A 24,663-nucleotide genomic window follows, 5' to 3' on the forward strand; every position below is an offset into this window, starting at 1 on the left:
CCTACTCCAGTTCTCGTGACCAGCCACATCCTGCATCAACCCAACTTTGAGGACGGATCCCTATGCGCGCACTCACTTCGCTTTCGCCGGGTGCCACCGGGGAAACGGTCGCCGACCTGCACCAGGCTCTGGACAAATTGGGCTTCGGCAACCAGGTAACGATGGAGGAGCGCGAGGGGCAGCGCTATGGCGACGGTACCCGGGACTCGGTCGCCAGGCTCCACAACGAGTTCGGCTGGCCCAGCGTCGAGCCGGGCGTCCTGGACCGCGACGGCGCACGTCGTCTTACGGAGGAGTTGATCCGGCGTGGCGTGCTCCATGTGGTGCGCGGGCGGCTCTCAGCCGCCGGCCACTCCCCCCTGCCGGGACGGCTGCTCTTCGCATTTGATGCGGACTTCGTCAACGGCGCACAGCTCGGCGAGGCGACCACGACCGATGACGGCGTCTACCGGATCGCGTACGACCCGCGCTTCTACGCGGAACCGGGTCCGGGGCACGAGCGGGCCAAGGAGGGTCCGCTGGCACTGGTGGTGTGCGCGTATGGACCGGACGGCTGGGAGATCGCACGATCGGAGCCCCGGCAGGATCCGGGCCCGGTCGAGGAGGTCGACCTACGCTCTGCCCAGCGGCCCGGTGAGCCGCACGAGCCAGAACCAGCCGTTGATTTCGTGGTGCACGGTAGGGTCCGTGACCGGGCCGGCCGCCCGACTTCCGGCGTCCTCGTCACCGCATACGACCGGGACTTGGGCAGTGAGCGCGAGCAACTGGGTTCGGCGGTCACCGGTGCCGACGGCGAATTCAGGGTCAGTTACCGTGCGGCGTCGTTTCGGGCGGGTGAAGGCCCGGGAACCGGTGCCGACCTCGTTTTCGAACTGACCACAGGCGGTCAGCCTGTCACCGCGACCGTCTATCGGGTCTTTGGCGGAGTCCAGGCCGCTCTGCCGCTTGATGTCGAGGATCTATTGCTCGGCATCCCGGCTGGGCCGAAAGAGGAGGTCCTCTTTGTCCTCGACGAGCGCCCTGCGCCCGAGGGGTCGGAGTACGTGCGGCTGATGGAGTCGCTGCGTCCGCTGCTCGGCGAGCGCTCCCCCGCCACGCTGGACGAGGCCGCACACCGGGACGTCACTTTTGCCGCCCGGGAGGTTGGTGCGGACTGGGGCCGGATCGCTCTGCTGGTTTCGGCGCACCGGCTGGCCGAGGAGTGCTTCGGTGGGCAGGTTCCGGCCGAGCTGCTGTACGGGCTGAGCCGGTGCGACCAGCACTTGGCCGATCTGCCGAGGCTGACGTTGGCGGGTGCCGAGCAGTTGGATGCGGGGATCCGTCAGGCGATCGAGCGTGTGGTCGTCAGCCCGTGCAGTGACGCGGACATCGCGGCGGCGGTCGACCGCATCGTGGCGGCCGGTCCGGAGCTGGTCCTGGCCGGGGCGGCTGGGCCCGCGTACGGGCCTGTGTTGGAGACCGCGCTGCCCGACCCTGCCGCGCAGCGGGCGTTGTTGCGGGTCGCGGCGGGGCGGCAGGACGACCCGCGCGGGTTCTGGGACGCGCTCAGCGCCGACCCGGCCTTCGCCGAGCCGGGCACGATCGAGCGGGCGCAGTTGGCTCTCCAGCTCGACGCGCTCACCGGGCGGCACCTGCCGCTGATGGCCGCGCTCCAGACGGAGCACGGGATCACCGCGACGGAGGAGCTGCTTGAGGTGAGCCTTGAGGAGCTGACCGCGCTGGTCGCTCGCGTCGGCGTACCGGCTGGGGTGCCTGGTGAGGACGGGCAGTCGGCCGAGGTCTATGCGGCCGGTTTGCTTGGCCAGGTACATCAGGCGTTCCCCACCGCGTCGGTGGCAAGGTCGGTGGCGGCCGCACCGGTGGAATCGTTCGGCGGCGAGCCGGTCAGGGCAGCGGTGGCGACCGTACTGACCCGGGTGGGCGGGGGCGAGTTGCGCGAGCGTACCGGCTTCGACCTCGGCGCCACCCACCTGGACTCCTTCCTCGCCGAGCACGGGCACGAACTGCTCGACGGGGTGTTCGACGAGCTGCGGGACCGGGTCGTGGTCGAGCTCAAGCGCGTCCAGCGGCTCTACCGGGTCAGCACGGGGCCGGCTGCGATGGAGTGGTTGCTGGCCCAGCCGTACCGGTCAGCCTTCGACATTGCCCAACTTCCCCGGCAGACTTTCCTCGACGTGAGTGCCTCCGGGCTGGACAGCGCCGAGGCGATGATGATCCACAGCCGGTCTCAGGCCATCGCGAACTCGATGCTCGCTACCTACATCCACTTGATCGACGGGCGCTACAGCGCTGGCATCCCCGCTTTGAACGGTGGGAAGGACCGGATCGTCGAAGTTGCCGATATCGACGAGGAGGTGGCCAAATACCTGCCCACCTGGCCGGACCTCTTCGGCGACGTCAACTGGTGTGCCTGCAACCACTGTCGTTCGATCTACAGCCCGGCCGCCTATCTGGTCGACCTGCTCCACTTCCTGGACTGTGCGAAGCCCAACGGCGACGGTCAGCGCCCGCTCGACGTGCTGCTCAGCCGTCGACCGGACCTTGCGCAGCTTCCGCTTACCTGTGAGAACACCAACACCGCGATCCCGTACGTGGATCTGGTCACCGAGGTGCTGGAGAGTCTGGTCGGCACCCTCGACACCACGGAGATTCCTGCCTACGACGTCGGCGACGCCACCGCGGCAGAGCTGGCGGCGGTGCCGCAGTACACCGACTGGTCCTCCTACGTCACCCCACCCGCGCCAGCCCGACCGCGTCCGGACAGGGCCGCCTACCCGCACAGCCTCCCCTTCGACGCTGCGTTGAGCGCCGCCCGCGACTATCTCGCGCATCTCGGTGTTCCACGCGCCGCGCTGCTGGAGACGTTCGCCGCGGGTGCGCCCGTTCACGCGCTCGCCGCCGAGCGCCTGGGTCTGACTCCGGCGGCCTTTGAGTTGATCACGGGCGTCGATCTGGCCGGGGACCTGGCGGACCCGGTGTCATTGGACGAGCGGTTCGGCTGGACGGTGTTGCCACCCGCCCCGCTGGCTGTCGGTATGTCCGGCTGGCCGGTGCGGGCCGTTAAGCAGAAACTCAACGCCGCCGGTGCCGCGCTGCTGCTCGGCCCTGACCCGGCCGCGGAGGCGTACGACGCAGCGTTGGAGAGCCAGGCCGCGACCTTCCAGACCGCCCAGGGCTTGCCGTCGACCGGAAAGGTCGACACCGCCACCTGGAACGCCCTCCTCGGTTCTGGCCCCGCACTGGCCGGACTGCTGCTGCCGCACTTGCCGACGTTGCTCGACCGGGCCGGACTCGGCTACGACGAACTGATCGCACTGCTGGAGACCAGATTCCTGAACCCGGCCCGGGACGTGTTCGACACAGTGCACCAGCTCGGCCTGCCCGCAGCCGATCTGTTCGCGTACGTCACCGGCGGTCTTGCCGCCCCGAGCGCCGCGCTGCTGGACGCACTGTCCGAGGCCGGAGTTGGCGAAGCGGACTTCACCTCCTGGGCGCAGACCAACCTGACCGGCGAGGCGTGGCAGCGGGTCCGCCGAACGGTGCTCACCGACGGCCCCGAGGAGCGGGGCTGCGGGCTGGATGCGGTGGTGATCCGTCACTGGGCCGACGACGACCGATGGCTCGCCGAAACCGAATGGCTCCGGCTGGACCGGCTGATCCGGCTGTGGCGGGCCACCGGCTGGAGCATTGACGATCTGGACCTGACCCTGGACGCGCTGGGCGCAACCGAGCTCACCGCTGAGGTGGTCACCAGCATTGCCCAAATCGCGGAGCTTGCCGGCCAGCTCGACCTGACCGTCGCCCAGGTCGTCGCGCTCTGGGCCGACCTGGACCCGACCCGGCCTGGCTCGCTCTACCATCAGCGCTTTCGCAACCGGGCCCTGCTCCGGATCGACCCCGTCTTCGACCCGGACTGGCGGGGCACTGTGCTGGCCGGGGCTCACATCGGCGACCACCTGCCCGCCCTCCAGGCCGCAATGCGCGCAAGCGACTCCGACCTGGCCGCACTCCGCGCCCGGCTAGGCCTCTCCTCGGATACCGCGACGCTGGACCTCGCGGCGGTCAGCGCGATGTACCGCCACGTGACACTGGCCCGGGCACTCGGGCTCAACGTCCGTGACCTGATCACCCTCCTCGACCTCACCGGCTCTACACTCGCCACCCCGCCGGGGCCGGGCCACTGGGCGGTCAGGGACTTCGTCACCGAGGTACGGCGGCTCCAACGCGGCAACCTCAACGCCGCCCAGCTCGCTGACCTCCACGCCGACCTGACCACCCCCACCGCCGACCCGGCCCGAGAAAAGTTGCTGAAGGACCTGGGCGACGGCCTGCGCGCTATCAAGGCCGACCTCGACGCGGCCACCGAACACGGCGGGGCACTGACCCGCAGGGCGCTGACCATGCTGCTGGTGCCCGCACCGCTGGTCGACGCCACCATGCAGATCCTCACCGGCAATGACACGGCCACTGCCGTCCTGCCCGCACCGCCCACCCCCGCCCCGGTCATCCCGTCGTCCTGGGCCGACCGGCTGCTCTACCAGCCGCACGACAAAGCGCTCACGGTCACCGGCGCCATCACTGATGCCGAACGCGACACAGTGAAGGGCTTCTCGACCGACGCTGGGTGGGTAGCAGCAGTGGATGCCTTGCACACCACCCCTCGCACCGCCTTGGCCAAGCTCGCCGCCGTCCTCAGCCCGGAAGGGGTGACGGCACCGGTCGCGGCCACACTGCTCGCAGCGCCGCTCAGCGCCGAACTGGTGCAGCGCGAGGCCGACGTGGCCGCAAGACTGGCGATCGTCCTGGACACGGTGCTGCCGGTGCTGCGCGATCGAGAGCAGCGCACCCTGGTCAAGCAGACCATGCTCACCCTCATCCCGGACGCCCAGACGGTCGCACTACTGCTCGCCGGGAAGCGCACCGGGAAGGGGTGGGTGCTCCCGGCCATCGACCCAGGTCAGTCCCTAGTCGCCGACCTGCTGACGCTCGGCGACGGAGTGAACGACCCGGCGCGACGCGCCTACGAGCTCCTTCAGCGTGTCCAGGTACTCGCTGACGGGTTCGGGTTGCACGGGGCCGACCTGCGGGCCCTGCTGACCAACGTCGTCCCACTGCGCTCCGATCCCATGCGCCTGCTCGGCTACCCCGAGATCCGGGCGGTCGCCGCATACGCCCACAGCAAGAATCGGACCGGGAAGGGTGTCGGGCGGCTGGTGGAACTGTGGTCGGCCCCTGACGACAGCGCAGCACAAACCGTGCTGGCCGAGGTGGCCGGCGTTCCCGGTGAGTTGATCGCCGACCTGATGGCACCGGGCGGACTCGGTCTGACAACGGCCGATCTGCGCGATCCGCTGGAGATCGAGCAGCTGCTCGCGGCTACGGACGTAGTCGCCGCGCTCGGCGTCGCCACACCGATCGCCGTCCGCTGGGCACACCAGCCAGTCGGGCAGATGGCCGCCGATGAGATTCGGCGCGCGGTGAAGGCTCGCTACGACGAGACCGCATGGCTGGAGGTGTCGAAGTCGCTCAACGACGCGCAGCGCGACCACCGGCGGGCCGCGCTCGTCGCCTACCTGGTGCCGCGCCTGGGCACCGGGGACGCCAACGGCCTCTACCAGCGGCTGCTCATCGACGTCGAGATGGGCTCCTGCATGCTCACCTCGCGGATCAAGCAGGCGATCTCCTCGGTCCAACTCTTCATCCAGCGTTGCCTGCTTAACCTGGAATCGCAGGTGCCCTCGGACCGAATCGATCAGGAACAGTGGAGGTGGATGCAGGGGCACCCGCTGTGGATGGCCAACCGCCAGGTGCTCGTCAACCCGGAGAACTGGATCCTTCCGGAGTTGCGCGACGACAAGTCCCCCTTCTTCAAGGATCTGGAAAGCGAACTGCTCAGTGGGGACCTGACCGAGGAAGCAGCCGAACACGCCGTCGCCACGTACCTGTCCAAGCTGGACACGGTGGCGAAGCTCGACGTCACCGCCATGCACGTGCAGCGCGACTTCGAACCGGCGGAGAAGCTCAAAACCGTCGTCCACGTCTTCGGCCACACCGCCAACACCCCGCAGGCCCACTTCTACCGCCGCTACGTCGTCACCTCGCACGGCACCGCGAGCTGGACCCCCTGGGAGCCGGTACCCGTCGACGTCCAAGGCGAGCTGGTCACCACCGTGACCTTCAATCGCCGGCTGTACCTGTTCTGGGCCCAGACCGCCACGAAGGCCAAGGAACCGGCGACCAACGGCAACAAAGGGCAGCCGGCCCAGTACTACCAGGAGGTCAAGCTCTGCTGGTCCGAGTACCGCGACGGCGCCTGGGGGCCCAAGCACGTCACGGACAGCGTCGACATCCTGCTCGACCACTACGAGGCCGCCCTCGGGCAGGACGGCGGCACCAGCGTCCAGGGCACCCGCCGCCCCAAGGGCGCCCTCGAGCGGCTGGAAACCCGGATCAGCGGAAGCGGAGACCAGTTGCGGGTGCTCTGTATCGGCGACCGGGCGATGAACTGGATGGTCGACAACCACAAGCTGGCCAGCCACACCGGCCCCTACTTCGACGAGCACATGAACCCCGTACCGCCCGACGGAATGGGCCACACGCACCCACTCTGCACGTTCGTACTGGACGGCTGCCACGGAGAGCTGCGCCCCGAAACCCCGGTGAACGAAATTTCCCCCCGCGGAGCGGTGCTGCGGGTAGCCGATAAAAAGCTGCAGATCAAACCAGTCTCGCAAGAGCTGAGCCCGTCGAACACCGTCTTGGGCGCGATCGACGACGTCCGGCTCGGTATGGAGAACTGGATCCACGGCCCTAGCGACTACTTCGTCGTCAGCGACACGAGCCGGGCCTACTTCGGCCGGTTGACGCTCCTGGGCTCGCCGCTCTCCGAAGTCCTGGCCAAGCCGCAGCATAGTTACCCGAACGTGCTGGCCGTGGACTACGACATGCCACTGGCAGAGGCGCTCAGTACAGCTCACCTGACCGCGGTCCAGGCGGTTGCGGACGGCTCCGGACACGCCTGGGCCGGGGCAAGCTCCGCGCTGGCGCGTGCTGCGCTGATCACCCCCGACCTGCGTTCCTCTCCCTACCTCCTGGACGGCCACGGCGACGGACCGATGGTCGGTGGCAGGATCGGCGGGCTGATCAAGGATGCGCTGATCTCGGCGAAGGTGGTCGAATGGATCGGCGCGGGTTTCGCCCTGCCCAAGCCGGTCGCAAGCATCACCTTAGAGCCCCTCTATGACCCGTTCGCCTGTACCTACCTCAAGCGGCTCCAGCAATACGGCGTGCCCGGCGTGCTGACCCTCGCCAACCAACAGCTCGCGGTGAGCCCGACCTTCGCCGAGCGTTACCAACCTGACAGCCGGATCGTCCAGACCCCCTACCCGACCGACCTGGTGGACTTCGGTGCAACAGACAAGCCCGGTGTCTACCAGACGAGCGCCTGCGCCAATAGCCACTGGGAACTCTTCTTCCACATCCCAATGCTGATCCAGAGCCGGCTGCGCCAGAACCGCCGCTACGAGGAGGCGCTCCGCTGCGTGCGACGGTATGTCTGGGATTTCACCGATCCGAAAGGCAACTGCTGGAAGGTGGAGCCGCTGCGGACCACGCCCAAGGAGTCCGTCAACCAGTGGCTGAACCGGCTCAGCGCGGGCGATCCCGACCTCAACCGTCAGATCGCGGAGTGGCACGACCATCCCTTCCAGCCGCACCTGCTAGCCCGGATGCGGCTGAGCGCCTACCAGAAGTACGTGGTGATGGAGTGCTTGGACACGCTCCTCGAATGGGCGGACGCGCAGTACCGCCTCGACACCATGGAGTCGATCAACCAGGCCGCCCAGCTCTACGTCCTCGTCGCCGAGATGCTGGGTCCCCGCCCTCAGGCATTGGCCACCTCTGGTGAGCCCGCCCCGCAGACCTTTGCCATGATGCGCGGAAAACTCGACGCGCTCGGCAATATCGCGGCCGAGTTCGAGAACACCTTCCCCACCCTGAGCAGTTCCACCTTGACCTCCCTGCCGGAGTCGGCCGGACTGCTCGGGATCAGCCGGACCCTCTACTTCTGCGTGCCGCCCAACGAGAAGCTGCTCGGCTACTGGGACACCGTCGCCGACCGGCTCTTCAAGATCCGCAATTGCATGAACATCTCCGGCGTGGTCCGGCAGCTCCCCCTCTGGGAGAATCCCATCGACCCGGCCCTGCTGGTCCGGGCAGCCGCGCAGGGGATCGACACCGACAGTGTGCTCGCCAATCTGCACGCACCGCTGCCGCCGTACCGGTTCGACACGATGCTGCGCCGAGCCAACGATGCCTGCGCTCATCTGCGCGGCCTGGGCTCCGCGCTGCTCGCCGCGCTGGAGCGACGCGACAGCGAGGAACTGGCCGCTCTCCAGGCCTCCCAGCAGTCTGTCCTTCTCCGCGCCGCTCTGGAGTCGCGGAAAAAGCAGGAGGAGGAGGCCGACGCTCAGATCGAGGCGCTGAAGGTATCCCGGGACGTGCCGGCCGAGCGGCTGCGCTACTACCGCTGGCTGATGGGTGTCGACGGTAAGACGCCACAGCCAGGCGAGACCGTGGCGATGGCCTCGTACGCGCCGAAACCGCAGACCTCGGGCGGCACCTATCTCATCCTAGAGGAGCTCAACGAGCTCTCCTCCTCACACTTGGCGCGGGACTGGCAGATGCGGGCCACCGCAATGAACGTGCTGGCCAGCCTCTCCCACTACATCCCCAACTCCTCCGTCCACACCCACCAGGAAACGGCCGGTTCCGGCCTGGAATATGAGAGGGACGTGGAGGTCGGGGGCAATCACGTTGGTCCTGCCCTCACTTCCGCTGCTCAGGTACTCGCTGGGCTCGGCGCCGAGGCCCAGTTCGACGCCGCTGACGCGAAAAAGATGGCGGACTACCGGCGCCTCGCGCAGAGCTACGCCATCGGGGCCAACTCCGCCGCCCTCGAACTGCTCACCATCGACAAGCAGGTCACCACCGCCTTGATCAGGAAGGAGATCACCGCGCTGGAGCGCAGACAGCTCGAAGTCCAGATCGAACAGGCAGAACTGGTCGAGGCCCACCACTCCGGCAAGTACACGAAAGCCGAGCTCTACGGCTGGATGCAGGGACGCCTCAGCTCCCTGTATTTCCAGACCTACCAGCACGCCTACGATCTGGCGATGCAGGCCCAGCACTGCTATCGCTTCGAGCACGGTCTCACCGACACCGACAGCAGCATCGTCACGTTCGGCTCCTGGGACAGCCTGCGCAAAGGACTGCTCGCCGGAGAAGAGCTCCAGCTGCAACTTCACCAGCTGGAGCGTGCCTACGCCGACCACAACAGCCGCTGGCTGGAACTGACCAAACACTTCTCCCTGCTGCAGCACGCCCCCATGGCGCTGATCAAGCTCAAGGAGACCGGTCGCTGCGAGGTCGACATCCCGGAGTTTCTCTATGACCTCGACCACCCCGGCCACTACCAGCGGCGAATCAAGTCGGTCAGTGTCACCATCCCTGCCGTGGTGGGTCCCTACGCCTCGGTCAACGCCACCCTCACCATGTTGAGCAACGAGACCCGGATCAAGCCGACCCTCCCCGACGAAAAGTACGAGCGGGACCTGGAGAAGGACGACTTGCGATTCGTCGACAACTTCGCCGCTGTCCAGCAGATCGCCACCAGCGGTGGCCAGAACGACAGCGGACTGTTCGAACTCAACTTCCGTGACGAGCGCTACCTGCCCTTCGAAGGTGCCGGTGCAGCCGGACGATGGCGGTTCGACCTCGACCCCGACTGCAACCCGTTCGACCTCGACACCGTCACCGACGTGGTCCTGCACATCCGCTACACCGCCCGCGACGGCGGCGACCAGCTACGTGCGAAGGCGAAGGACCGGTGGCAGGATCTGCTCAAGGACCAGCAAGGGCTACCGCTCTCCAGGGTGTTCAGTCTCCGGCACGAATTCCCCAACGAGTGGCACCGGCTGAGGACCACCGCCGACGCAAACGCAGAGCACAGTCAGCTCATCGCGCTCACCCGCGACCGCTTTTCGGGCCTTTTCCGCAACAGCGAACTCACGATCGGCGCTCTGGATGTCTTTGGTGTCCCAACGGCCGACGGGACGCCGACGAAACTGCCGAGACTGCGTACGCCCAAGCCCGCTGAGGAAGACGTAAAGCTCAAAGACGCGTCCCCGCTGCCATCACTGGTGCACCAATGGGCTGTGCTCGCGCCGGTTCCGATCAAAGCCAAGCCAGAGCAGGCCCAGTGGAAGCTGACCGTCGCGGCCGGCGATGTGGCGGCGTCGCTCGACCAGCTCGCCGATCTCCTCATCGTCTGCCACTACAGCGCGAAGGCGGCGCCGGCGTAGGACGCTTCTCATTCGACGGGGAGTGTCAAACAAACAAAATCCGGGGTCAGGGCCCGGGGATGACGCGCTGGTCTGCATGGCTCAGACTGTGCCGGGCTGTTCCTGGGCAAGTACCAACCCATGAACGGAGCAATGGTGAAGTGGGCGTACCTGGTGGCCGAGGCGGAGTTGCGTGAGCCGCTTCCTCGTCGATGGGCTCACTCGCAAGGGGTTGCGCAGCGCGCGACTGAAGTGGCGGGGGTCTTGGGCGACGACGCGGGGCTGCTGGCCTCTGCGGCTGTGCTGCATGATGTGGGCTACGCTCCGCGGCTGGCCGTGACCGGTTTTCATCCGCTGGACGGCGCTCGGTTTCTTCGTGATGTCCATGCTGCGGATGAACGGCTGGTTCGTTTGGTGGCGAACCATTCGTTTGCGTTGCTGGAAGCTGAGGAGCGGGGGCTGCGGGATGTGCTGGAGGCCGAGTTCCCCCTGCTCGACGACCAGTTGCTTGTGGACGCCCTGGTTTACTGCGATATGACGACCGCGCCCGATGGCGAGAGCACTTCTGCCGAGGCTCGGCTGGCGGAGATCACCGCCCGCTACGGCGAGGACAATCTGGTGGGGCGGTTCATCCGTCGGGCAACGCCGGACATTTTTGCTGCTGTGGGGCGGGTGGCCTCGGCGTTGGCGGCTCAGCCCAGGTAGGGGTAGGTGCCGGCGAGATAGTCGCCGATCTGCTGGCGCATGCTGGGGTGGATGTCGTACTGATCCAGGTCGGACGGCTGGACGTAGCGGACGCCGTCCGCCTCATCATTGATGGTGGGCGCGCCGCCCACTGGACGGCCGATGTAGGTGTTCTCGTACTGCTGGCGGATTTCGCCGTCTGTGTAGGCGACGATGTGGTTGGGGTTCGTGTAGACACCGAGGAAGCCGGTGATCTCGGCGATGATGCCGGTCTCTTCCAGGCATTCGCGCACCGCGCACTGCGCCGCCGTCTCGCCAATGTCCTGGGCACCGCCAGGCAGAGCCCATTGGCCTGTGTCTCGGCGGCGCTGAAGCAAGATGGCGCCGTCGCCGTCGACGACGAGCAGGTTGTTGGCGGGGATGAGCGTGTTCGCCTTGGGGGCCTTGGGATCGTTGTAGTACTCAGTCCTGCCCATGTGACGGGGGCCCTTCCTGGTCTGGCGTCCAGGGCCGTGCGGTGGCCCAGACAGCTTCGAAACTCTGAGCGTAGTTGTCGAACCATCCTGCAGCGTCAACCCTCTTGAGATGCAGCAGGGGGTTGGCGCTGGCCGGCTGGCCCCAGACATGTGGGTTGACCAGCAGGTCGTCGTCGTAGCGGAACAGGGAGGTGTACAGCGTCGTGTCGTGCAGCCTGACTTCGCAGCCTGCCTCGGACAGTAGTGGCCGGTAGTAGGTCAGGGATGCGCGGATCTTGGCGGCGAGTGTGTCGCCGATGCCTTCTTCGTGGCCGCGGATGGCCGCTGCCTGTCCGTTCGAGTCGCCGAAGCAAAGCCGTACTTGAACGCCGTCTGACGCGCGCTCGGCGAGCATTGTGGCGACGTGGGGGTTGGACTGCGCGAAGAAGGTGCCAGAGAAGACGAGGACGCTGATCTGCTCCTGGGCTCCCTTCAGCAGCGAGAGCCACATGTCACGGGGAACACTGGCCCGGTTCTGATACGTCCCGATGAGCTCCAAGCCTGACCCGGCACTGGGTGGTCCGGAACTTGGCGCTGGGGCCGGCCAGAGGAACAGTTCCTCCACCCGTAAGTGCTGGGCAGCGCGGAATCGGTGGCGCGGGTGGGGAACGCGCCCGCCGAGCCAGCGACCGACGGTCTTGGGGTCTACCTCGCAGACTTCAGCGAGTAACTCTGGCGAGACGCCGCGCTGGGCAAGTACGGAGTGCAGTCGCTCGTTCACAGACGCCATACAAGCCGAGGTGACCAGGAGCGGCAAGGACGGTATGGGACTTTCCTCCGGACGTTGAAGCTTCGACCGGGGTATTTACGCTGGTGGTATGGAGCTCATCGTCCTGTGGGACATCGACCACACCCTCATCGAAAACTCAGGGGTAAGCAAGGAGATCTACGCCGCCGCCTTCGTGGCGCTGGTGGGAACCGCTCCGACCGTACCCGCGCGGACGGAGGGCCGTACGGATCGCCTGATCATGCGCGACATGTTCCAGCGGAACGGTCTGTCCGAGCCGGACTGGGATGCTGTCGAGGCTGCTCTTGCCAGTGCCGGGGAGGAACGCCTCCACGATCTCAGCGTGCGCGGGACGGCCCTGCCGGGCGTGCGTGACGTCTTGAAGGCGGCCTCGGTACACGAGGGCTGGGTGTCCTCAGTTCTCACCGGCAATATCGCGGCCAACGCCCGCGTGAAAGTATCGGCCTTCGGCCTTGACCCCCTACTCGATCTGTCTGTTGGCGCTTATGGGGCTGACGCCGTCCAGCGTCCGGGCTTGGTCGCTGTTGCCCGGGAGCGCGCCCAACGCCTCCGAGGTGTGCGGGATGACGTGCCTGTCGTGCTGGTCGGAGATACCCCGAGGGATGTCGAGGCTGCGCTCACTACGAGTTCTCGGATCATTGCGGTCGCTTCTGGCGTTCATCGTGCTGACGAATTGGCCGCTGCCGGTGCGCAGGTAGTGCTACCGGACCTGACGGACACCGCGCGTGTTCTCGGGATCCTGGAGACCTTCGCGGCGCACTGAAAACGTCCCAGGACGTCCCGGGAGCGTCCGGATACGCGGTGATGCGGTCCGTACTCGTTCCGCCAGCATCAGGTCTCCCACCAGGCAACTGCCGAAGGAGATTCACGTGATCAGGGAAGTCACCGGGATCCGCAGGATCCGGATGCTGTATCTGCAACTGTTGTACCGCTGCAACTTCGAGTGTCTGCACTGCTTCCACGGCAAGAGGCTGCAGCACGCCGATGCCTTCACTGCGGACGAGGCGACCAACCTGCTCACGATCATGCGTGAGCAGTACGGCACCGAGGCTGTTACCCTGCTGGGCGGCGAGCCGTTCGTCTACAAAGACCTCACCCAGGTCGTCCGGTACGCCAAGCAGGAACTGGGCATGCAGGTCGAGATCTGCACCAACGGCTATCGGATCGAACGCCGGCTCACCGAGATCGCCCCCCACCTGGACCTGCTGCGGGTATCGCTGGAGGGCATCGGCTCAACCAACGACCACATCCGCAAGTTCGGGAGCTACCAGAGCGCTCTGAGCGCACTCGACATCGCCCGGGGACTCGGCGTCCGCACCGGAGCGACCATGACGGTCACCTCCCGCAACATCGACGAGGTACTCCCGCTGGCCCGTACCCTGCAGCACTACGGGGCCGAGCAGTTGAAACTCCACTGCCTCCGACCGGTCGGCAACGCAGCGGATCACCCGGAACTCCTGGTCACCGATTCCGCTGGATACATCCGCCTTCGTGACCGGCTCCAGAACGCCGAGCTGACCATCGAAGTGATCGTGGACGAGGACTTGTCGGAACATGGCGCCCCGGAGATCTGTGCTCCTTCGGGTGACCCGACGCAGATCGAACGGATCGAGGCCGATCCGCGCGGCGCACTCACCATGTCCTGCAAGGCCGTCGGCAAGGACTCCCACGCCTTCTGGTACGACAAGCTCACTGACCACATCGCCCACCGGCCATCCGCCACTGACGAACTCACCCTCGCGGTACCGGACGTGGTGTACGGACGTGTCTGACCACCCGCTGTTCGAGAGTCTCGAGGGACTCCGCGGCACGGGCAAGTCGACCATCGCGCCCATGCTGGCAGCGGCACGCGAGGCCGTCCTGGTCCCGACCGTGCCGCCCTCCTACCAGCCGCTGCGGCGCGAGGTGGACAAGCGGGAGAACGTCGATGCCCGGATGTGCTTCTACCTCTCCGCCCTGTTCACCGCAGCCGACGAGATACGGCGCTACCTGTCCGCCGGCATCCCGGTCGTCGTGGAGAGCTACTTCGCCCGCTGCCTGGCCAACCATCGCGCTCTCGGCTCCGGCCTCGGCATCACGCTGCCGCCCGACCTACCGCACCCCGTCACCTACCACCTGGTCTGCGCGGAGGACGAGCGTCGACGTCGCCTCGCCGAGCGGGACAAGCCCGTCTCCCGGTGGGACGCCAGGGCCGAGACCGCTACCGACCGCGTCATCAACGCCTACGCCCCGTTCCCGATGCACCGCGTGGACACCACGAACTTCAGCCCCAGCGAGGTCCTCCAGGCGATCCTCGCCACCGACATGCAAGGAGCGCACGATCGTGCAGACACAGAGCATGTGGGAGCACACCCTAACCTTCTTCCCACAGTTCCTCGCCACACTGAGGGAGCACGCCACTCCTGACTCCACGGTTACGGTCATCGGCGCGAGCGACGGCAAGTTTGTCCTGCCGCTGGCCTCCGCCGGCTACCGCGTCGTCGCCATCGAACGCGATCCAATCGCCCTTCACGGCGGCGAGACCCAACTTCCGGGTGATAGAACCGGCCATGCGATGGGCCTGATCGAGCGACTGGAGCTCGAAGGGCTCAACAACCGCGTGCAGGTCGTAGAGGAGGACTTCCTCGCATCCGAGCCCTTGCGCACACCCTGCGACGCAGTCTGGACGAGCTGCTCATGGCATTACAGTGCCAACCACCATCGACCACTGGGTGAGTTCGTCAACCACATGCAGCGCTCGGTCCGGCCTGGCGGCTTGTTCGGCGCGGAGTTCATGATGCCCATCGAGCAGCGCCATCACACGCTTGAGCACTACACGTCACCCGAGAGGCTACGGCGCTACTTCATCGGCGATTGGGACGTCCTGCTTACCCTGCGGACAAACGAGTTCACCGAGCGGGCCCACGTCGGGCAACTGCAGGACCATACCCACCGCATGGGCCTACTCCTTGCCGCCCGTGCATCCACCCCCTCCTAAAGCCACAGGAAGAAGGACACATGAAGCACGAATATGAGGCGAAGTTCCTCGCCGTCGACATCGCCGCCCTCCAGGCCAAGCTGACTGCCCTCGGCGCCACCCAGGCGTTCCCGCGCACCCTCCTCACCCGCAAAATCTTTGAGAACGACGCCCTTGAAGGTGGTGCCTGGATTCGTCTGAGGGATGAGGGAACGCGGTCCACGCTCACGCTGAAGCAGGTCACCGATGCCACCACCATCGACGGCACCACCGAGATCGAGACCGAAGTTACGGACTTGCACGCCATGGCCGAGATCCTCCGCCACCTCGGCTTGCGCGAGGTCCGCTACCAGGAGAACTACCGCGAGGAATGGCGCCTGGGCGAGGTCGCCTTCGACTTCGATACCTGGCCGGACCTCCCCACGTTCGTCGAGATCGAAGGACCCGACGAGGCCTCGGTCCGACAAGCAGCCGATCTGCTCGACCTTGACTACGCGGAAGCCCGTTTCGGCAGCGTCGACGAGATCTACAAAAGTGAATCCGGCCGCGACATCCTGACCGAGCCCACCCTCCTCTTTGCCGACGCCCACAAGAAGGGGCAGGTCCGGGTAGTTGCCCAAGACGAGTGAACTTGAAGGCCGAGCTGTGCATGTTGAACTGGCCGTAACGCCTCGCTTGATACCTGGGATCGTCGAATTCGCCCGAGGTGGCCTACCAGCAGAGGCAAACACCGACGACGGCAACAGGTGGGTTGACGGATACCCCTGGCCCTACTGCGGCCAGAAATGGACACGTGTTCTGTAGTCGGCCCCGTGAGCGTGGCAGGTGCCCAGTCCGCTATGTACGCCTGCGGCCCCTGCATCCGGGAATCTCAGGACCCGGCCTGGCAATCCGTCCTTCCCCACGATGAGCCGGCTCGGTCGGCGCAGAGCAATGCTCAGGACTTAATAGCAGTGCACGGTGACGGGTGACCCCTACTCAACCCCTGGAGCGGGACTCCTCTCCACAGGCAGAGGGCCCCGTCACCGTGCGTTTGCCGGAGTACGTCGCACATCTCCACGATGACGTCGTGATAGTGACCGAGCTTCTTCCAGAGACCGGGGGCTGTCGGGGAGCTGGGGCTGCGAACTGCTCATCGGATGTCGGGCCATCGAGCCCTCCAATTAGGTCGCGGCGCCGATCCGCCATCGCCGCATGGGACTTCGGGCGGGCGAGCCGTCTCATCTGCGAGCGGGCAAGTCTCCGCCAGGACGACATGGCACAGATGACGGGGCTCAGCCGGGGTTGCCTGTCCATGCTCGAAGCGGGAACCCGCCGACTGAGGAACCTCGACAAGGTCGCGAGGTTCCTCAACGGTAGCGAAACACCCAACGCCTTGCTCCCTCCACCATTTGCACCCCGGTCGGCTGCGGTCGCTCTCCTTGGACGACATCGGAGACCTCCTGGCAGCCTGCGGTGGTGACGGCTCGGTACGCGTGTGGCAAGCACCCACCGGGGAGTTCAGGAGCCGGTTCAGCAGCCCCAGCGGCTGGGCCCGCGCCATTGCCGTGGACAGTCCGGGCAACCGCGTGGCGGTCGGGGTGGGAACCGGCTCATGAGCGACGATGGCCGCCTCGTGTCGGCCGCGGCGGACGGGACGGTACGCGTGTGGTCGCTCGGCGAGCAGCAGCAGATCGCCAAGGTCCGGGTGGATGCCTCACTGCACTGCGCGACCTTCGAACCCACGACGGACGAGGTGCTGGTAGGCAGTGCCGCTGGCGTCATGGCCCTGGGGATCATGGACACGTGAGTGAAATGCGAAGGGCTTGGACACCATGGCAGAGAAGACCTCCCGCGCTTCGGGCGAAGAGGCAGTTCGCGACACCGCCCCAGTTGGTGCTCCGGTCATCCTGAGTAACGAGCCCGGCTCGTTTGCCTGGGGTGTGCTGGCCAAACGACACCCTGCCCTCATCCAGCAGGTACGAGACGCCTTCCCGTACGGCCGCCGACAGCACGAGGCCCTCGACGCCCTGCTGGACGAGATCACCAACGGCGTCGTCGAACCGCTTGCCCCCGCGGAACACGACCACGTGCGCTGGGCGGACTGGGGGCAGGAGCACTTCGGGCGCTCGTGGTACGACGCCCCGTTCCTTTGGGCGGAGAGCTACTTCTACCGCAGGCTGCTCACCGCCATCGAGTACTTCGGCACCGGCCCATGGCAGGGAGTTGATCCGTTCGCGCCGTTCAAGCAGGCCGAACTGCGCGGCGAGGCTGTGGAGGAGGAGCTGCGGGCCCTGGACGCGCTCGCGAGCGCGCCGGCCGACGAGCGGGCCACGGTCCTGCTCCACGCCTCGCTCTGGGGCAACCGCGCGGACCTCGGCTTCCGCGTCTCGGCGGAGGAGCCGGCGATTGGTGACCTCGCTGCCTCCACGCTGGTCTCCGACGACAGCGCCGTGCTGTGGCAGCTCCTGCCCGCCGGAGCGTCCTCCACCGTCGCCGTGGTGGCGGACAACGCGGGACGAGAGCTCATCCCGGATCTGATCCTCATCGACCACCTCCTCGAACAGCGGCACGCCGAACGGGTCGTGCTTCACGTCAAGCCCTACCCCTACTACGTCTCCGATGCGATGACGGCTGACGTCGTCGACTGCCTCCGTCGCCTCATCGAGGCGCCCGGCGAAGCCAGCCGGATCGGCGGCCGACTGTGGAAGGTCATGGCGGCAGGAAGCCTGGAGGTCCGTACCCACCCGTTCTTCTGCGCTCCGCTGCCGTACGAGGGGATGCCCGAGGATCTTCGCGGCGAGTTCGAGAGCGCCACGCTCACCATCCTGAAGGGCGACCTCAACTACCGTCGCCTGGTGGGCGACCAGTTGTGGGACGCCACGGTACCCTTCACCGATCTCACTGCCTACTTCCCGGGGGCCGTCGCGGCGCTCCGGACCCTGAAGTCCGAGGTCATCGTCGGCCTGGATAAGGGAACGCTGGACGCCCTCGAACGGTCCAGGGCTTCCTGGCGTACGAGCGGAACTCACGCGCTGATTCAGGTGCGACCGTAGAACTGGGGCGGAGTGAGCTCCCGCGTATCAGGTCTCATACCTGGAATGGTCGGCCACGTTAGCTCGGCTGCTTCGCGCTGCTGCTTCTGCCATTGCCTGCGTGGTCAGACCATCAGGAGTTGCCGCCGCCAGGGATGCTCTGGAGCTACTGCCTTGATCGCGTCCACCAGCCAGGCGCGTGCCGATGCGTAGAGAACGTGCCGAGGGAGCGGAACGCTGCTTTCGTCGGACACGGCTGCACAGCCCTGATGCTCTCCGTTACGGGCAACGGCAGGGCGGTCGATACACCAGAGGATCTCGCGCGAGCCATCGAATAGCTGCCTCAGCGTGCCGCGCGAATCAGCTGCTCACGGAGCCGCGCCGAGGACTTGTGAGGGCGGGCCGAGTAGCCGGGCGGCCTCACCGAAGGAGCCCGAACGTGACTGCCGCCGCTGCCGCCCCCAGGGCGGCGCCCGCGATCGTCTGGGCCGTCGTGTGGTCGCGTAGAGCAACGCGCGACCAGCCGATGGCGGCCACAGCAAGCACCAAGGGACACAGAACGAGACCGTAGACCTGGATGAGGATGACTACGACACCGCCTGCGACGGCGGTGTGTACGGAGACCTTCCACCAGACCGTGACTGCCATGGTCGCGGCAAGGCCCACGAGCATCGCCGTGACGAGAGCGAAGACCTCGCGGGGAGCGTCGAACACCACGAGCAGGGAGATACCCAGGAGGACCGAGGCCATCGTGGCACTCAGGGGAATTGCACGCTGGCTCCGCACCTTCACGTGCTTGTCGGTCCAGTGACCAAGCTTGACGCCGAGCAGGATGACGGCGAAGGGGATGCCACCACAGAAGAGTGCCGCCAGGAGGCCCCAGCCGAGCCCCGCCCAGTCATTGGTGCTGTGCCAACCGACAACGAGCAAAATGCCCATCACGAGATAGGCCGGGGCCAGGGCGTCGGTTATCACGCGGGCCAGGCGCACGGGCGGATGGGGAGTGCTCATCGGAAGTCCTGACGGTTGGATAGGGCGAAGCCGCGCACGAGGTCGGACCGGTAGGCCGTGGACAGCTGCTTCAGAGCCTGGATTTCGGTGTAAAGGTCTGGCCCGCCGCTGGCGGGTGGGACGACACATCCGGGGGTGGAATGATCGCCTGCGGTGTGGCTGAGTCGCGTGGTGAGCACCCAGCAGGCTTCTGCGGTGACCGCCGCCTGGGCGCCGATGAGCCCCTGCCGTGCGACGTACGCGTGGGCTTCTTCACGGAGACTCGTGGGTGCGTGGGACCCGAGCGTGAGTACCGCATCGCGGATCTCGATTCCCCGGCGATAGAGCCGATCTCGGCTACGCCGGACATCGAGAGCTTCGGGGATGCGGCCTCGTGGAGCTTCGTAGCGAACTGTGGGCGTCACGCTGGTGAGGTCGAACCAGAGAGGCCGCAACAGCACGAGATCGCGATGCGTGGGGTACCAGGCGCCCAGACGGCGCCCGACGGGCAAAGTGCTCCCGGCGATGATGAACAGCAACGCGCCGAAGAGGAGAGCGTTGCTGATCGTGCTGTCTGCCTCGGGGGCGAGTACGTCCACTCCGAAGAACCGAAGGACGAGGGCGAGTACGCGGTGTGCGGCGTAGACCATGCCGATCGTTGTGCCCAAGCCGGTCAGCCGCAGTCCACGCCCCAGCAAACCTGCGTCAGGGTGGCGTCCCCACTGTCGGCAGAGGCGTGTGGCACTGAGCAGAGCTGCCGCCAGGAACGCGGACCAGATGAGGCCGTAGAGCGCGATACGCCAGTCCGTGGCGTACTCGGTCAGAATGTCCTCTGCCTCCTGCGGTTGCGGAGCTGAGAGGAACAGCACGGTGAGGCCGACGGCGGCCGTCACGGGAATGGCGATGTGTTGTCTGGAGCCGACCAGTTCGGGGCTACGTTCGTCGGCCATGTCGTGAACGAACGTGAGGACCGAATGGGCGGCCAGAATGCCGGCCAGATGCTTGCAGAGAATCGCGATGTTGTGAACGCCGAGCGCTTCGTCGAGTGCGGAAGCCACGGCCACCGGTTTGATCGTCATGGCGACTGCGAGAGCGATGAACGCACTACACAGCGGACGCTTACGCTTGTCGCGCATGGCGGCGGGCGCTCGCCACAGGGCGACAGCCCATAGGAGGACCGCCGGAACGAGGAAGATCATGGGAGTTTCTCAGGTATCGCTCAGGGCGTCGTCGAGCCTCTGGAGGACGGACTCTCGGTCGCGGTTCTTCTTCGTGGCCACGTCTGCCTTGGAGGCGATGAGTCCTGCCAGGTATTCGGCACTTCGCTCATCTTCGGTGTTGTAACTGGCCCGCTTCATAAGGCTGGTCACCATGGCCGGCGACAGGTCCGGGAACAGGGCTGCGCTGATCCCCGTTCCGGTGTCGTCCAGAGCGGACTGGTGTCCCAGAAGCATGTGGCCCAACTCGTGCAGGATGATGTGCGTCCGGTGCAGTGGGCTGGTCGACTGTTCGTGAAAGATGTGGTCGGCCTTTTCTGTTGCAAGCCAGGCGCCGCACGGAATGTCTGTACCGGTGACGCCAGGTGTGCTGTGCAGATAGAGAGGACGTCCGCGCTGTTCGGCGATGCTCCTGCACAGGGCCTCCACGTCGAAGGGGGCCTGGATGTCGAGGGACCGAACCAGATCCTCGCAGCGCTCCCGGCTTCGGGGTGCGCGGCCGACGGATTCACGACGACTACGCAAAGACAAGGCGCCTCCGCAGGTTTCTTGTGGCCCGTACTCAGCATGAGTCGGTGCAATAAATGGTGCGTCCCCCGCACTCACAACGTTAACGGATGCAAGGTGCACTCAATCGCGAAACTAGATGAATCTGCAATCAGTTTCATGATCAAGTGACTGTTGGTCAATTAATCATGTGGTCAAATTGGATCAAACGTCTACAAGGGGCAGTCGTTGTGGGCGAACGAGGGTTGCGCATTGAATTGGTGACGAACGTCACCCTGGATTCAAGTGGGTCATTCCCTCGGCTTCCCTGAAGGTTCTTCGTCCTGGCAGGGGTGTCTATTTGCTCTACGGGGAGATGGGATAGGTGAACGCCCAGCGGTGAGTGGGTCGGATGGCAACTCCTGGGGATTCGCTTCCGCCCTTTCGTTCCTGCCTGATCTCAAGGGGCCCTCTTTTGAACCCGCTTGTGCCTTGCGCCTTGTGGCGAGGTGGCGGTCGGCGTTATTGCCGAACGAGCTGGAGGGAATCATGGCCGCGGACGTGCATGACGAAATCAGCCATCGCTATCGGGTACCCGGTCGCCGAGCCACGGCGATCCGCGCGCCGTCGCCTCTCATGGCCTGCGGCCGGCGCTCGTTGGTGCCCCTGTCGTTTCGCGGCGGGCGTTGCGGGCGCGCCCCTGCACGGGTGACCATCGGCGTTGAGGTGGCGGCGTCCAGGCTTCTTGGGTCCCGGGCAGGGTTCCGTCGAGTCCCGCGATCCACGAGCGGATCCTCGAGTGCCTACGTGCGAGGCCGCCAACTGCTCTAACCGCACGTGAGATATCGAGCGCGCTTGCCGGGATGCGGCATGCTGCTCAGTCCTCGTCGCTGAGCCCCTCCAGGGCGCGCGCCCTCTCTACGAAGCCGCGGATCGTTTGAAGGGTCTCCGATGAGAGCCCGGAGGATCTCAGGGCGACGCCCCGAACCTCGGCGTCGCGGAATGCGGTGAGGAGTGCCAGTTCGGACTCGACGCGTTCCGAGTCCTCAGCGGAGAAGAAGTATGAGGGGGGTACGCCGAAGAAGTCCGCGAGGGCTTCCAGGTGGCGCATGGTCGGGTTGTCCTTCTTGCCGGTCCGCAAGCTCCAGATGTAGCTGGCGGAGACGGTGGGACCTCCCCGTTTGGCGATCTCGGTCGCGACCTCTTCGTGCGTGTAAGCGGTTCGGCCGCGAGGGCGCACCGTCTCGAACAGGTAGTCGAGCTTGCTGGCGAGGGTGCGCTTCCCCTCGGGGGTTCCGTCGCTCACCATGCCTCCTGCCCTGTTCGGTGATTCGTTCGTTCGGTGTGACTGATGAGAACGATACCCCAGGGTCGCCATTTTCTCTGGTTGACGGTGATCATATTTGCTGGTCTAGTGTCGTCGCACGGTCATCGACTCATGGAAACGAGGTGGTGGGCAGGGGCAGGCGAGACGGGTGGGTCACCCGCAAGCTCTGCGTCCCAGCAGACAGAGACGAGAAACGGCGCCCAGGAGCTGGTAACTCCCAGGCGCCGTAAGCCCCGAGAGGGGCGGATTCATACATCGGAGAGCGGCCGGGCTTTTGCACGAGAACGGCCACTCACCGTCCAAGCAAGGGAGTATTGCATGCTGCTGTCCGCAGAGGAGTGGGCGAGTGCCCCGCCGGACGTCGCGGATCGCGAGTGGCGCCTGGTGTCCCACGCCATCGTCGATGACGAGGCCGGGGAGACGTTGGAGCTGGGCCGGGCGACCGCTGGAGCCGCAGTCCGCCGGCTTCAGGAGGGACGGCCGGAAACGGACTGGAACCGGTCGTACACCTTCGACCTCGCCGACGCGCCCCTCACCCGTGGCGACCTGATCGCCGCCGGTGGGGGCCGCTGACATGGCGCGGATACGAACCATCAAGCCGGAGGCGTTCGTCTCCGAGTCGCTCGCCGAGGTGAGTGTCGAGGCCGAGCGGACCTTCTTCGGACTGCTCACGCAGGCCGACGACCACGGACGCCATCGTGACAACGCGGCGATCATCGCGGGGCTGCTCTGGCCTCTGCGGGCCGAGCACACCTCGGTTCATGTCGAGGACGACCTCCAGCAGCTCGCCAATGCGGGGCTGGTCTGCCGGTACACCGGCTGCGACGGTCGCCGCTATCTCCACATCGTGACCTGGTCGCAGCACCAGAAGATCGACAAGCCCAGCCAGTCCCGGCTGCCCTCCTGTTCGCAGCACCACGCGGCGGACCGGTGCGGCGCCTGCAAGGGGACCTGCGCTCAGCGAACCGAGGGGTCGCCCACCCCTACCCGAGGGCTCGCCGAGGCTTCGCCGAACGCTCCCCGAGCCCTCGATCTGCCCGCGCAGTCCGTCGCGATGCCTCCCGGCCACGCAAGCGGGGCTCCGACCGCCCAGCAGGACGCTCTCGACGGCATGGCCGGCACCCCTAGCCACGCGGACGCGAAAATTGCAGGTCAAAGCATATTCGCGGAGGACTCTCCGAACCTTCCCCGAAACCTCGGCGAGGGCTCGGCGCCTGGATCTAGGATCTTGGATCCTGGATCTCTTATCCCTACGGGGCACACAGCGCCCGCAGCCCTCGTCTCGGCCAACCAGCTCGTGGGCGAGTACATCGCTGCCTGCGACGAGCGCCCGCCCAGCGATGTGATCGGGCACCTCGGGCGGATCGCCAAGAAGCTCCTGGCCGAAGGTATCGCCCCGGAGCACATCCGGGCCGGGCTGCGGAACTTCGCCGTCAACCCCAAGCACCCGAGCGTGCTGACCAGCATGGTCAACGAGGCCATGAATGCACGTTCCGCCGGCTTGGTGCGGCCGGGGATCCGACCTAACGTGCCCGCTCACCAGGCGTGGACCAACCCGGTCGACGCTGCCGCCGCCTACGCCGAGGAGCTGTGATGCGCACTCGCACCCGCGAACCGCGGACCCTCGGCAGCGAAGGCACCCTGGATCGGATGGCCCGCATCCTGGCTGCCCGCAACATCGACGCGGACGCCGCCGCGGCGCCGGCCGACGAGTCCGAGTCCTTCTCCCCGCTGGATGCCCTGTCGGCCGGGATGCCCCCGCGCTACCAGGGCGCGGTCGCCGACCACCCGCAGGTCCTGTCCTGGGCCCGGGACGTCGCCCAGCAGGCCGTCGCCCCCAGCCCGGGAGCCCGGCGGCAGGTCACCACCGGCCCGAGCCTGCTGATGGCCGGAGTGGTCGGCGCCGGAAAGACCCACCAGGCGTACGGCGCGGTCCGACGACTCGTGCAGGCCGGCGTCGGCGTGCGGTGGCGCGCGACCACCGCCGCCGATCTGTATGCCGACCTGCGCCCCCGGCCCGGCGTCGACAGCGAGCGGGAGCTTACGGCCGTCAGCCGCTGTCCCCTGCTGATCATTGACGACCTCGGTGCGGCCAAGGCGTCCGAGTGGGTCGAGGAGGTGACGTACCGGCTGATCAACCGCCGGTACAACCACATGCTCCCGACTCTGGTCACCACCAACCTGGCGATCAAGGACCTCCGGGCCTACCTCGGCGACCGCGTCACCTCCCGGCTCGCGCAGATGACCACTCGGGTCGAGTTCGAGCCGGTCGACCGCAGACGCCACCGCACCGCCGCCTAATCACCTCAGGCTGCCACGCCGGGCCGTGACCCCAGCGCGCCGCCCACGTACCTCCCGACCCAGCGCACCCCTCCGCCGACGCCCC

At 66.6% G+C, this 24,663-nt stretch carries 18 protein-coding genes; 12 read left to right on the forward strand and 6 right to left on the reverse strand.

The window, feature by feature from the left end:
- Nucleotides 1-62 precede the first annotated feature (62 nt).
- Together OHA03_RS28295 and OHA03_RS28300 are read left to right on the forward strand one after the other, a co-directional pair.
- Nucleotides 63-10,361, forward strand: a complete 10,299-nt coding sequence (locus OHA03_RS28295) for a neuraminidase-like domain-containing protein (RefSeq protein WP_267006550.1) — start codon at nucleotides 63-65, stop codon at nucleotides 10,359-10,361.
- Between the two features lie 120 nt (nucleotides 10,362-10,481).
- Nucleotides 10,482-11,045, forward strand: coding sequence for an HD domain-containing protein (locus OHA03_RS28300; protein WP_267006551.1), 564 nt, complete (start codon nucleotides 10,482-10,484; stop codon nucleotides 11,043-11,045).
- Here the strand turns inward: OHA03_RS28300 and OHA03_RS28305 are convergent.
- Together OHA03_RS28305 and OHA03_RS28310 are read right to left on the reverse strand one after the other, a co-directional pair.
- Nucleotides 11,033-11,500, reverse strand: a complete 468-nt coding sequence (locus tag OHA03_RS28305; protein WP_267006552.1) for an NUDIX hydrolase — start codon at nucleotides 11,498-11,500, stop codon at nucleotides 11,033-11,035. The genes OHA03_RS28300 and OHA03_RS28305 overlap by 13 nt on opposite strands.
- Nucleotides 11,487-12,260: an XRE family transcriptional regulator gene (locus OHA03_RS28310; RefSeq protein ID WP_267006553.1), complete on the reverse strand. Its 774-nt coding sequence runs from the start codon at nucleotides 12,258-12,260 to the stop codon at nucleotides 11,487-11,489. The genes OHA03_RS28305 and OHA03_RS28310 overlap by 14 nt, the downstream gene beginning before the upstream one ends.
- A gap of 97 nt (nucleotides 12,261-12,357) precedes the next feature.
- Here OHA03_RS28310 and OHA03_RS28315 point away from each other — a divergent pair, with 97 nt between their 5' ends.
- The 7 genes from OHA03_RS28315 to OHA03_RS28345 all read left to right on the forward strand — a co-directional run bounded on the left by OHA03_RS28315 (nucleotide 12,358) and on the right by OHA03_RS28345 (nucleotide 18,278).
- The gene (locus OHA03_RS28315; RefSeq protein WP_267006554.1) at nucleotides 12,358-13,050 is read left to right on the forward strand and encodes a haloacid dehalogenase-like hydrolase; all 693 of its coding nucleotides are present in this window, start codon (nucleotides 12,358-12,360) and stop codon (nucleotides 13,048-13,050) included.
- 106 nt (nucleotides 13,051-13,156) lie between these two features.
- Nucleotides 13,157-14,059, forward strand: coding sequence for a radical SAM protein (locus OHA03_RS28320; protein ID WP_267006555.1), 903 nt, complete (start codon nucleotides 13,157-13,159; stop codon nucleotides 14,057-14,059).
- The gene (locus OHA03_RS28325) at nucleotides 14,052-14,693 is read left to right on the forward strand and encodes a hypothetical protein (protein WP_267006556.1); all 642 of its coding nucleotides are present in this window, start codon (nucleotides 14,052-14,054) and stop codon (nucleotides 14,691-14,693) included. Before OHA03_RS28320 ends, OHA03_RS28325 begins: the two co-directional genes overlap by 8 nt.
- Complete coding sequence (locus OHA03_RS28330; protein ID WP_267006557.1) at nucleotides 14,611-15,264, forward strand: bifunctional 2-polyprenyl-6-hydroxyphenol methylase/3-demethylubiquinol 3-O-methyltransferase UbiG; 654 nt, start codon at nucleotides 14,611-14,613, stop codon at nucleotides 15,262-15,264. The genes OHA03_RS28325 and OHA03_RS28330 overlap by 83 nt, the downstream gene beginning before the upstream one ends.
- A 20-nt stretch (nucleotides 15,265-15,284) precedes the next feature.
- On the forward strand, nucleotides 15,285-15,872 hold the full coding sequence (locus tag OHA03_RS28335; RefSeq protein ID WP_267006558.1) for a class IV adenylate cyclase: 588 nt from the start codon (nucleotides 15,285-15,287) through the stop codon (nucleotides 15,870-15,872).
- 965 nt (nucleotides 15,873-16,837) lie between these two features.
- Nucleotides 16,838-17,032 carry a hypothetical protein gene (locus OHA03_RS28340; protein ID WP_267006559.1) on the forward strand — a complete coding sequence of 65 codons (195 nt, stop codon included), beginning with the start codon at nucleotides 16,838-16,840 and terminating at the stop codon, nucleotides 17,030-17,032.
- A gap of 25 nt (nucleotides 17,033-17,057) precedes the next feature.
- Complete coding sequence (locus tag OHA03_RS28345; protein ID WP_267006560.1) at nucleotides 17,058-18,278, forward strand: damage-control phosphatase ARMT1 family protein; 1,221 nt, start codon at nucleotides 17,058-17,060, stop codon at nucleotides 18,276-18,278.
- A 399-nt stretch (nucleotides 18,279-18,677) separates the two neighbouring features.
- Here the strand turns inward: OHA03_RS28345 and OHA03_RS28350 are convergent, their stop codons facing one another.
- The 4 genes from OHA03_RS28350 to OHA03_RS28365 all read right to left on the reverse strand — a co-directional run bounded on the left by OHA03_RS28350 (nucleotide 18,678) and on the right by OHA03_RS28365 (nucleotide 22,259).
- The gene (locus tag OHA03_RS28350; RefSeq protein WP_267006561.1) at nucleotides 18,678-19,268 is read right to left on the reverse strand and encodes a hypothetical protein; all 591 of its coding nucleotides are present in this window, start codon (nucleotides 19,266-19,268) and stop codon (nucleotides 18,678-18,680) included.
- Nucleotides 19,265-20,446, reverse strand: a complete 1,182-nt coding sequence (locus OHA03_RS28355) for an MAB_1171c family putative transporter (RefSeq protein WP_267006562.1) — start codon at nucleotides 20,444-20,446, stop codon at nucleotides 19,265-19,267. Before OHA03_RS28355 ends, OHA03_RS28350 begins: the two co-directional genes overlap by 4 nt.
- A 9-nt stretch (nucleotides 20,447-20,455) precedes the next feature.
- The gene (locus OHA03_RS28360; protein ID WP_267006563.1) at nucleotides 20,456-20,893 is read right to left on the reverse strand and encodes a hypothetical protein; all 438 of its coding nucleotides are present in this window, start codon (nucleotides 20,891-20,893) and stop codon (nucleotides 20,456-20,458) included.
- Nucleotides 20,894-21,827: 934 nt separating this feature from the next.
- Nucleotides 21,828-22,259: a helix-turn-helix domain-containing protein gene (locus tag OHA03_RS28365; RefSeq protein WP_267006564.1), complete on the reverse strand. Its 432-nt coding sequence runs from the start codon at nucleotides 22,257-22,259 to the stop codon at nucleotides 21,828-21,830.
- Between the two features lie 336 nt (nucleotides 22,260-22,595).
- Between OHA03_RS28365 and OHA03_RS28370 the strand changes: the two genes are divergently transcribed.
- The 3 genes from OHA03_RS28370 to OHA03_RS28380 are packed head-to-tail and all read left to right on the forward strand — an operon-like array spanning nucleotide 22,596 to nucleotide 24,578.
- Nucleotides 22,596-22,850, forward strand: a complete 255-nt coding sequence (locus OHA03_RS28370) for a hypothetical protein (RefSeq protein WP_267006565.1) — start codon at nucleotides 22,596-22,598, stop codon at nucleotides 22,848-22,850.
- Between the two features lies 1 nt (nucleotide 22,851).
- The gene (locus OHA03_RS28375; protein WP_267006566.1) at nucleotides 22,852-23,871 is read left to right on the forward strand and encodes a hypothetical protein; all 1,020 of its coding nucleotides are present in this window, start codon (nucleotides 22,852-22,854) and stop codon (nucleotides 23,869-23,871) included.
- Nucleotides 23,871-24,578 carry an ATP-binding protein gene (locus tag OHA03_RS28380; RefSeq protein WP_267006567.1) on the forward strand — a complete coding sequence of 236 codons (708 nt, stop codon included), beginning with the start codon at nucleotides 23,871-23,873 and terminating at the stop codon, nucleotides 24,576-24,578. Before OHA03_RS28375 ends, OHA03_RS28380 begins: the two co-directional genes overlap by 1 nt.
- The last annotated feature ends 85 nt before the right edge of the window (nucleotides 24,579-24,663 follow it).

It is taken from the genome of Streptomyces sp. NBC_00154 (assembly GCF_026342835.1).
Taxonomy (GTDB): domain Bacteria; phylum Actinomycetota; class Actinomycetes; order Streptomycetales; family Streptomycetaceae; genus Streptomyces.

What these genes read in the sequence shown, in the direction of transcription:
- OHA03_RS28295 (WP_267006550.1), top strand. Translation starts at nt 63, where the DNA reads ATGCGCGCACTCACTTCGCTTTCGCCGGGTGCCACCGGGGAAACGGTC.
- OHA03_RS28300 (WP_267006551.1), top strand. Translation starts at nt 10,482, where the DNA reads ATGAACGGAGCAATGGTGAAGTGGGCGTACCTGGTGGCCGAGGCGGAG.
- OHA03_RS28305 (WP_267006552.1), bottom strand. Translation starts at nt 11,500, where the DNA reads ATGGGCAGGACTGAGTACTACAACGATCCCAAGGCCCCCAAGGCGAAC.
- OHA03_RS28315 (WP_267006554.1), top strand. Translation starts at nt 12,358, where the DNA reads ATGGAGCTCATCGTCCTGTGGGACATCGACCACACCCTCATCGAAAAC.
- OHA03_RS28335 (WP_267006558.1), top strand. Translation starts at nt 15,285, where the DNA reads ATGAAGCACGAATATGAGGCGAAGTTCCTCGCCGTCGACATCGCCGCC.
- OHA03_RS28340 (WP_267006559.1), top strand. Translation starts at nt 16,838, where the DNA reads ATGAGCGACGATGGCCGCCTCGTGTCGGCCGCGGCGGACGGGACGGTA.
- OHA03_RS28345 (WP_267006560.1), top strand. Translation starts at nt 17,058, where the DNA reads ATGGCAGAGAAGACCTCCCGCGCTTCGGGCGAAGAGGCAGTTCGCGAC.
- OHA03_RS28350 (WP_267006561.1), bottom strand. Translation starts at nt 19,268, where the DNA reads ATGAGCACTCCCCATCCGCCCGTGCGCCTGGCCCGCGTGATAACCGAC.
- OHA03_RS28355 (WP_267006562.1), bottom strand. Translation starts at nt 20,446, where the DNA reads ATGATCTTCCTCGTTCCGGCGGTCCTCCTATGGGCTGTCGCCCTGTGG.
- OHA03_RS28365 (WP_267006564.1), bottom strand. Translation starts at nt 22,259, where the DNA reads ATGGTGAGCGACGGAACCCCCGAGGGGAAGCGCACCCTCGCCAGCAAG.
- OHA03_RS28370 (WP_267006565.1), top strand. Translation starts at nt 22,596, where the DNA reads ATGCTGCTGTCCGCAGAGGAGTGGGCGAGTGCCCCGCCGGACGTCGCG.
- OHA03_RS28375 (WP_267006566.1), top strand. Translation starts at nt 22,852, where the DNA reads ATGGCGCGGATACGAACCATCAAGCCGGAGGCGTTCGTCTCCGAGTCG.
- OHA03_RS28380 (WP_267006567.1), top strand. Translation starts at nt 23,871, where the DNA reads ATGCGCACTCGCACCCGCGAACCGCGGACCCTCGGCAGCGAAGGCACC.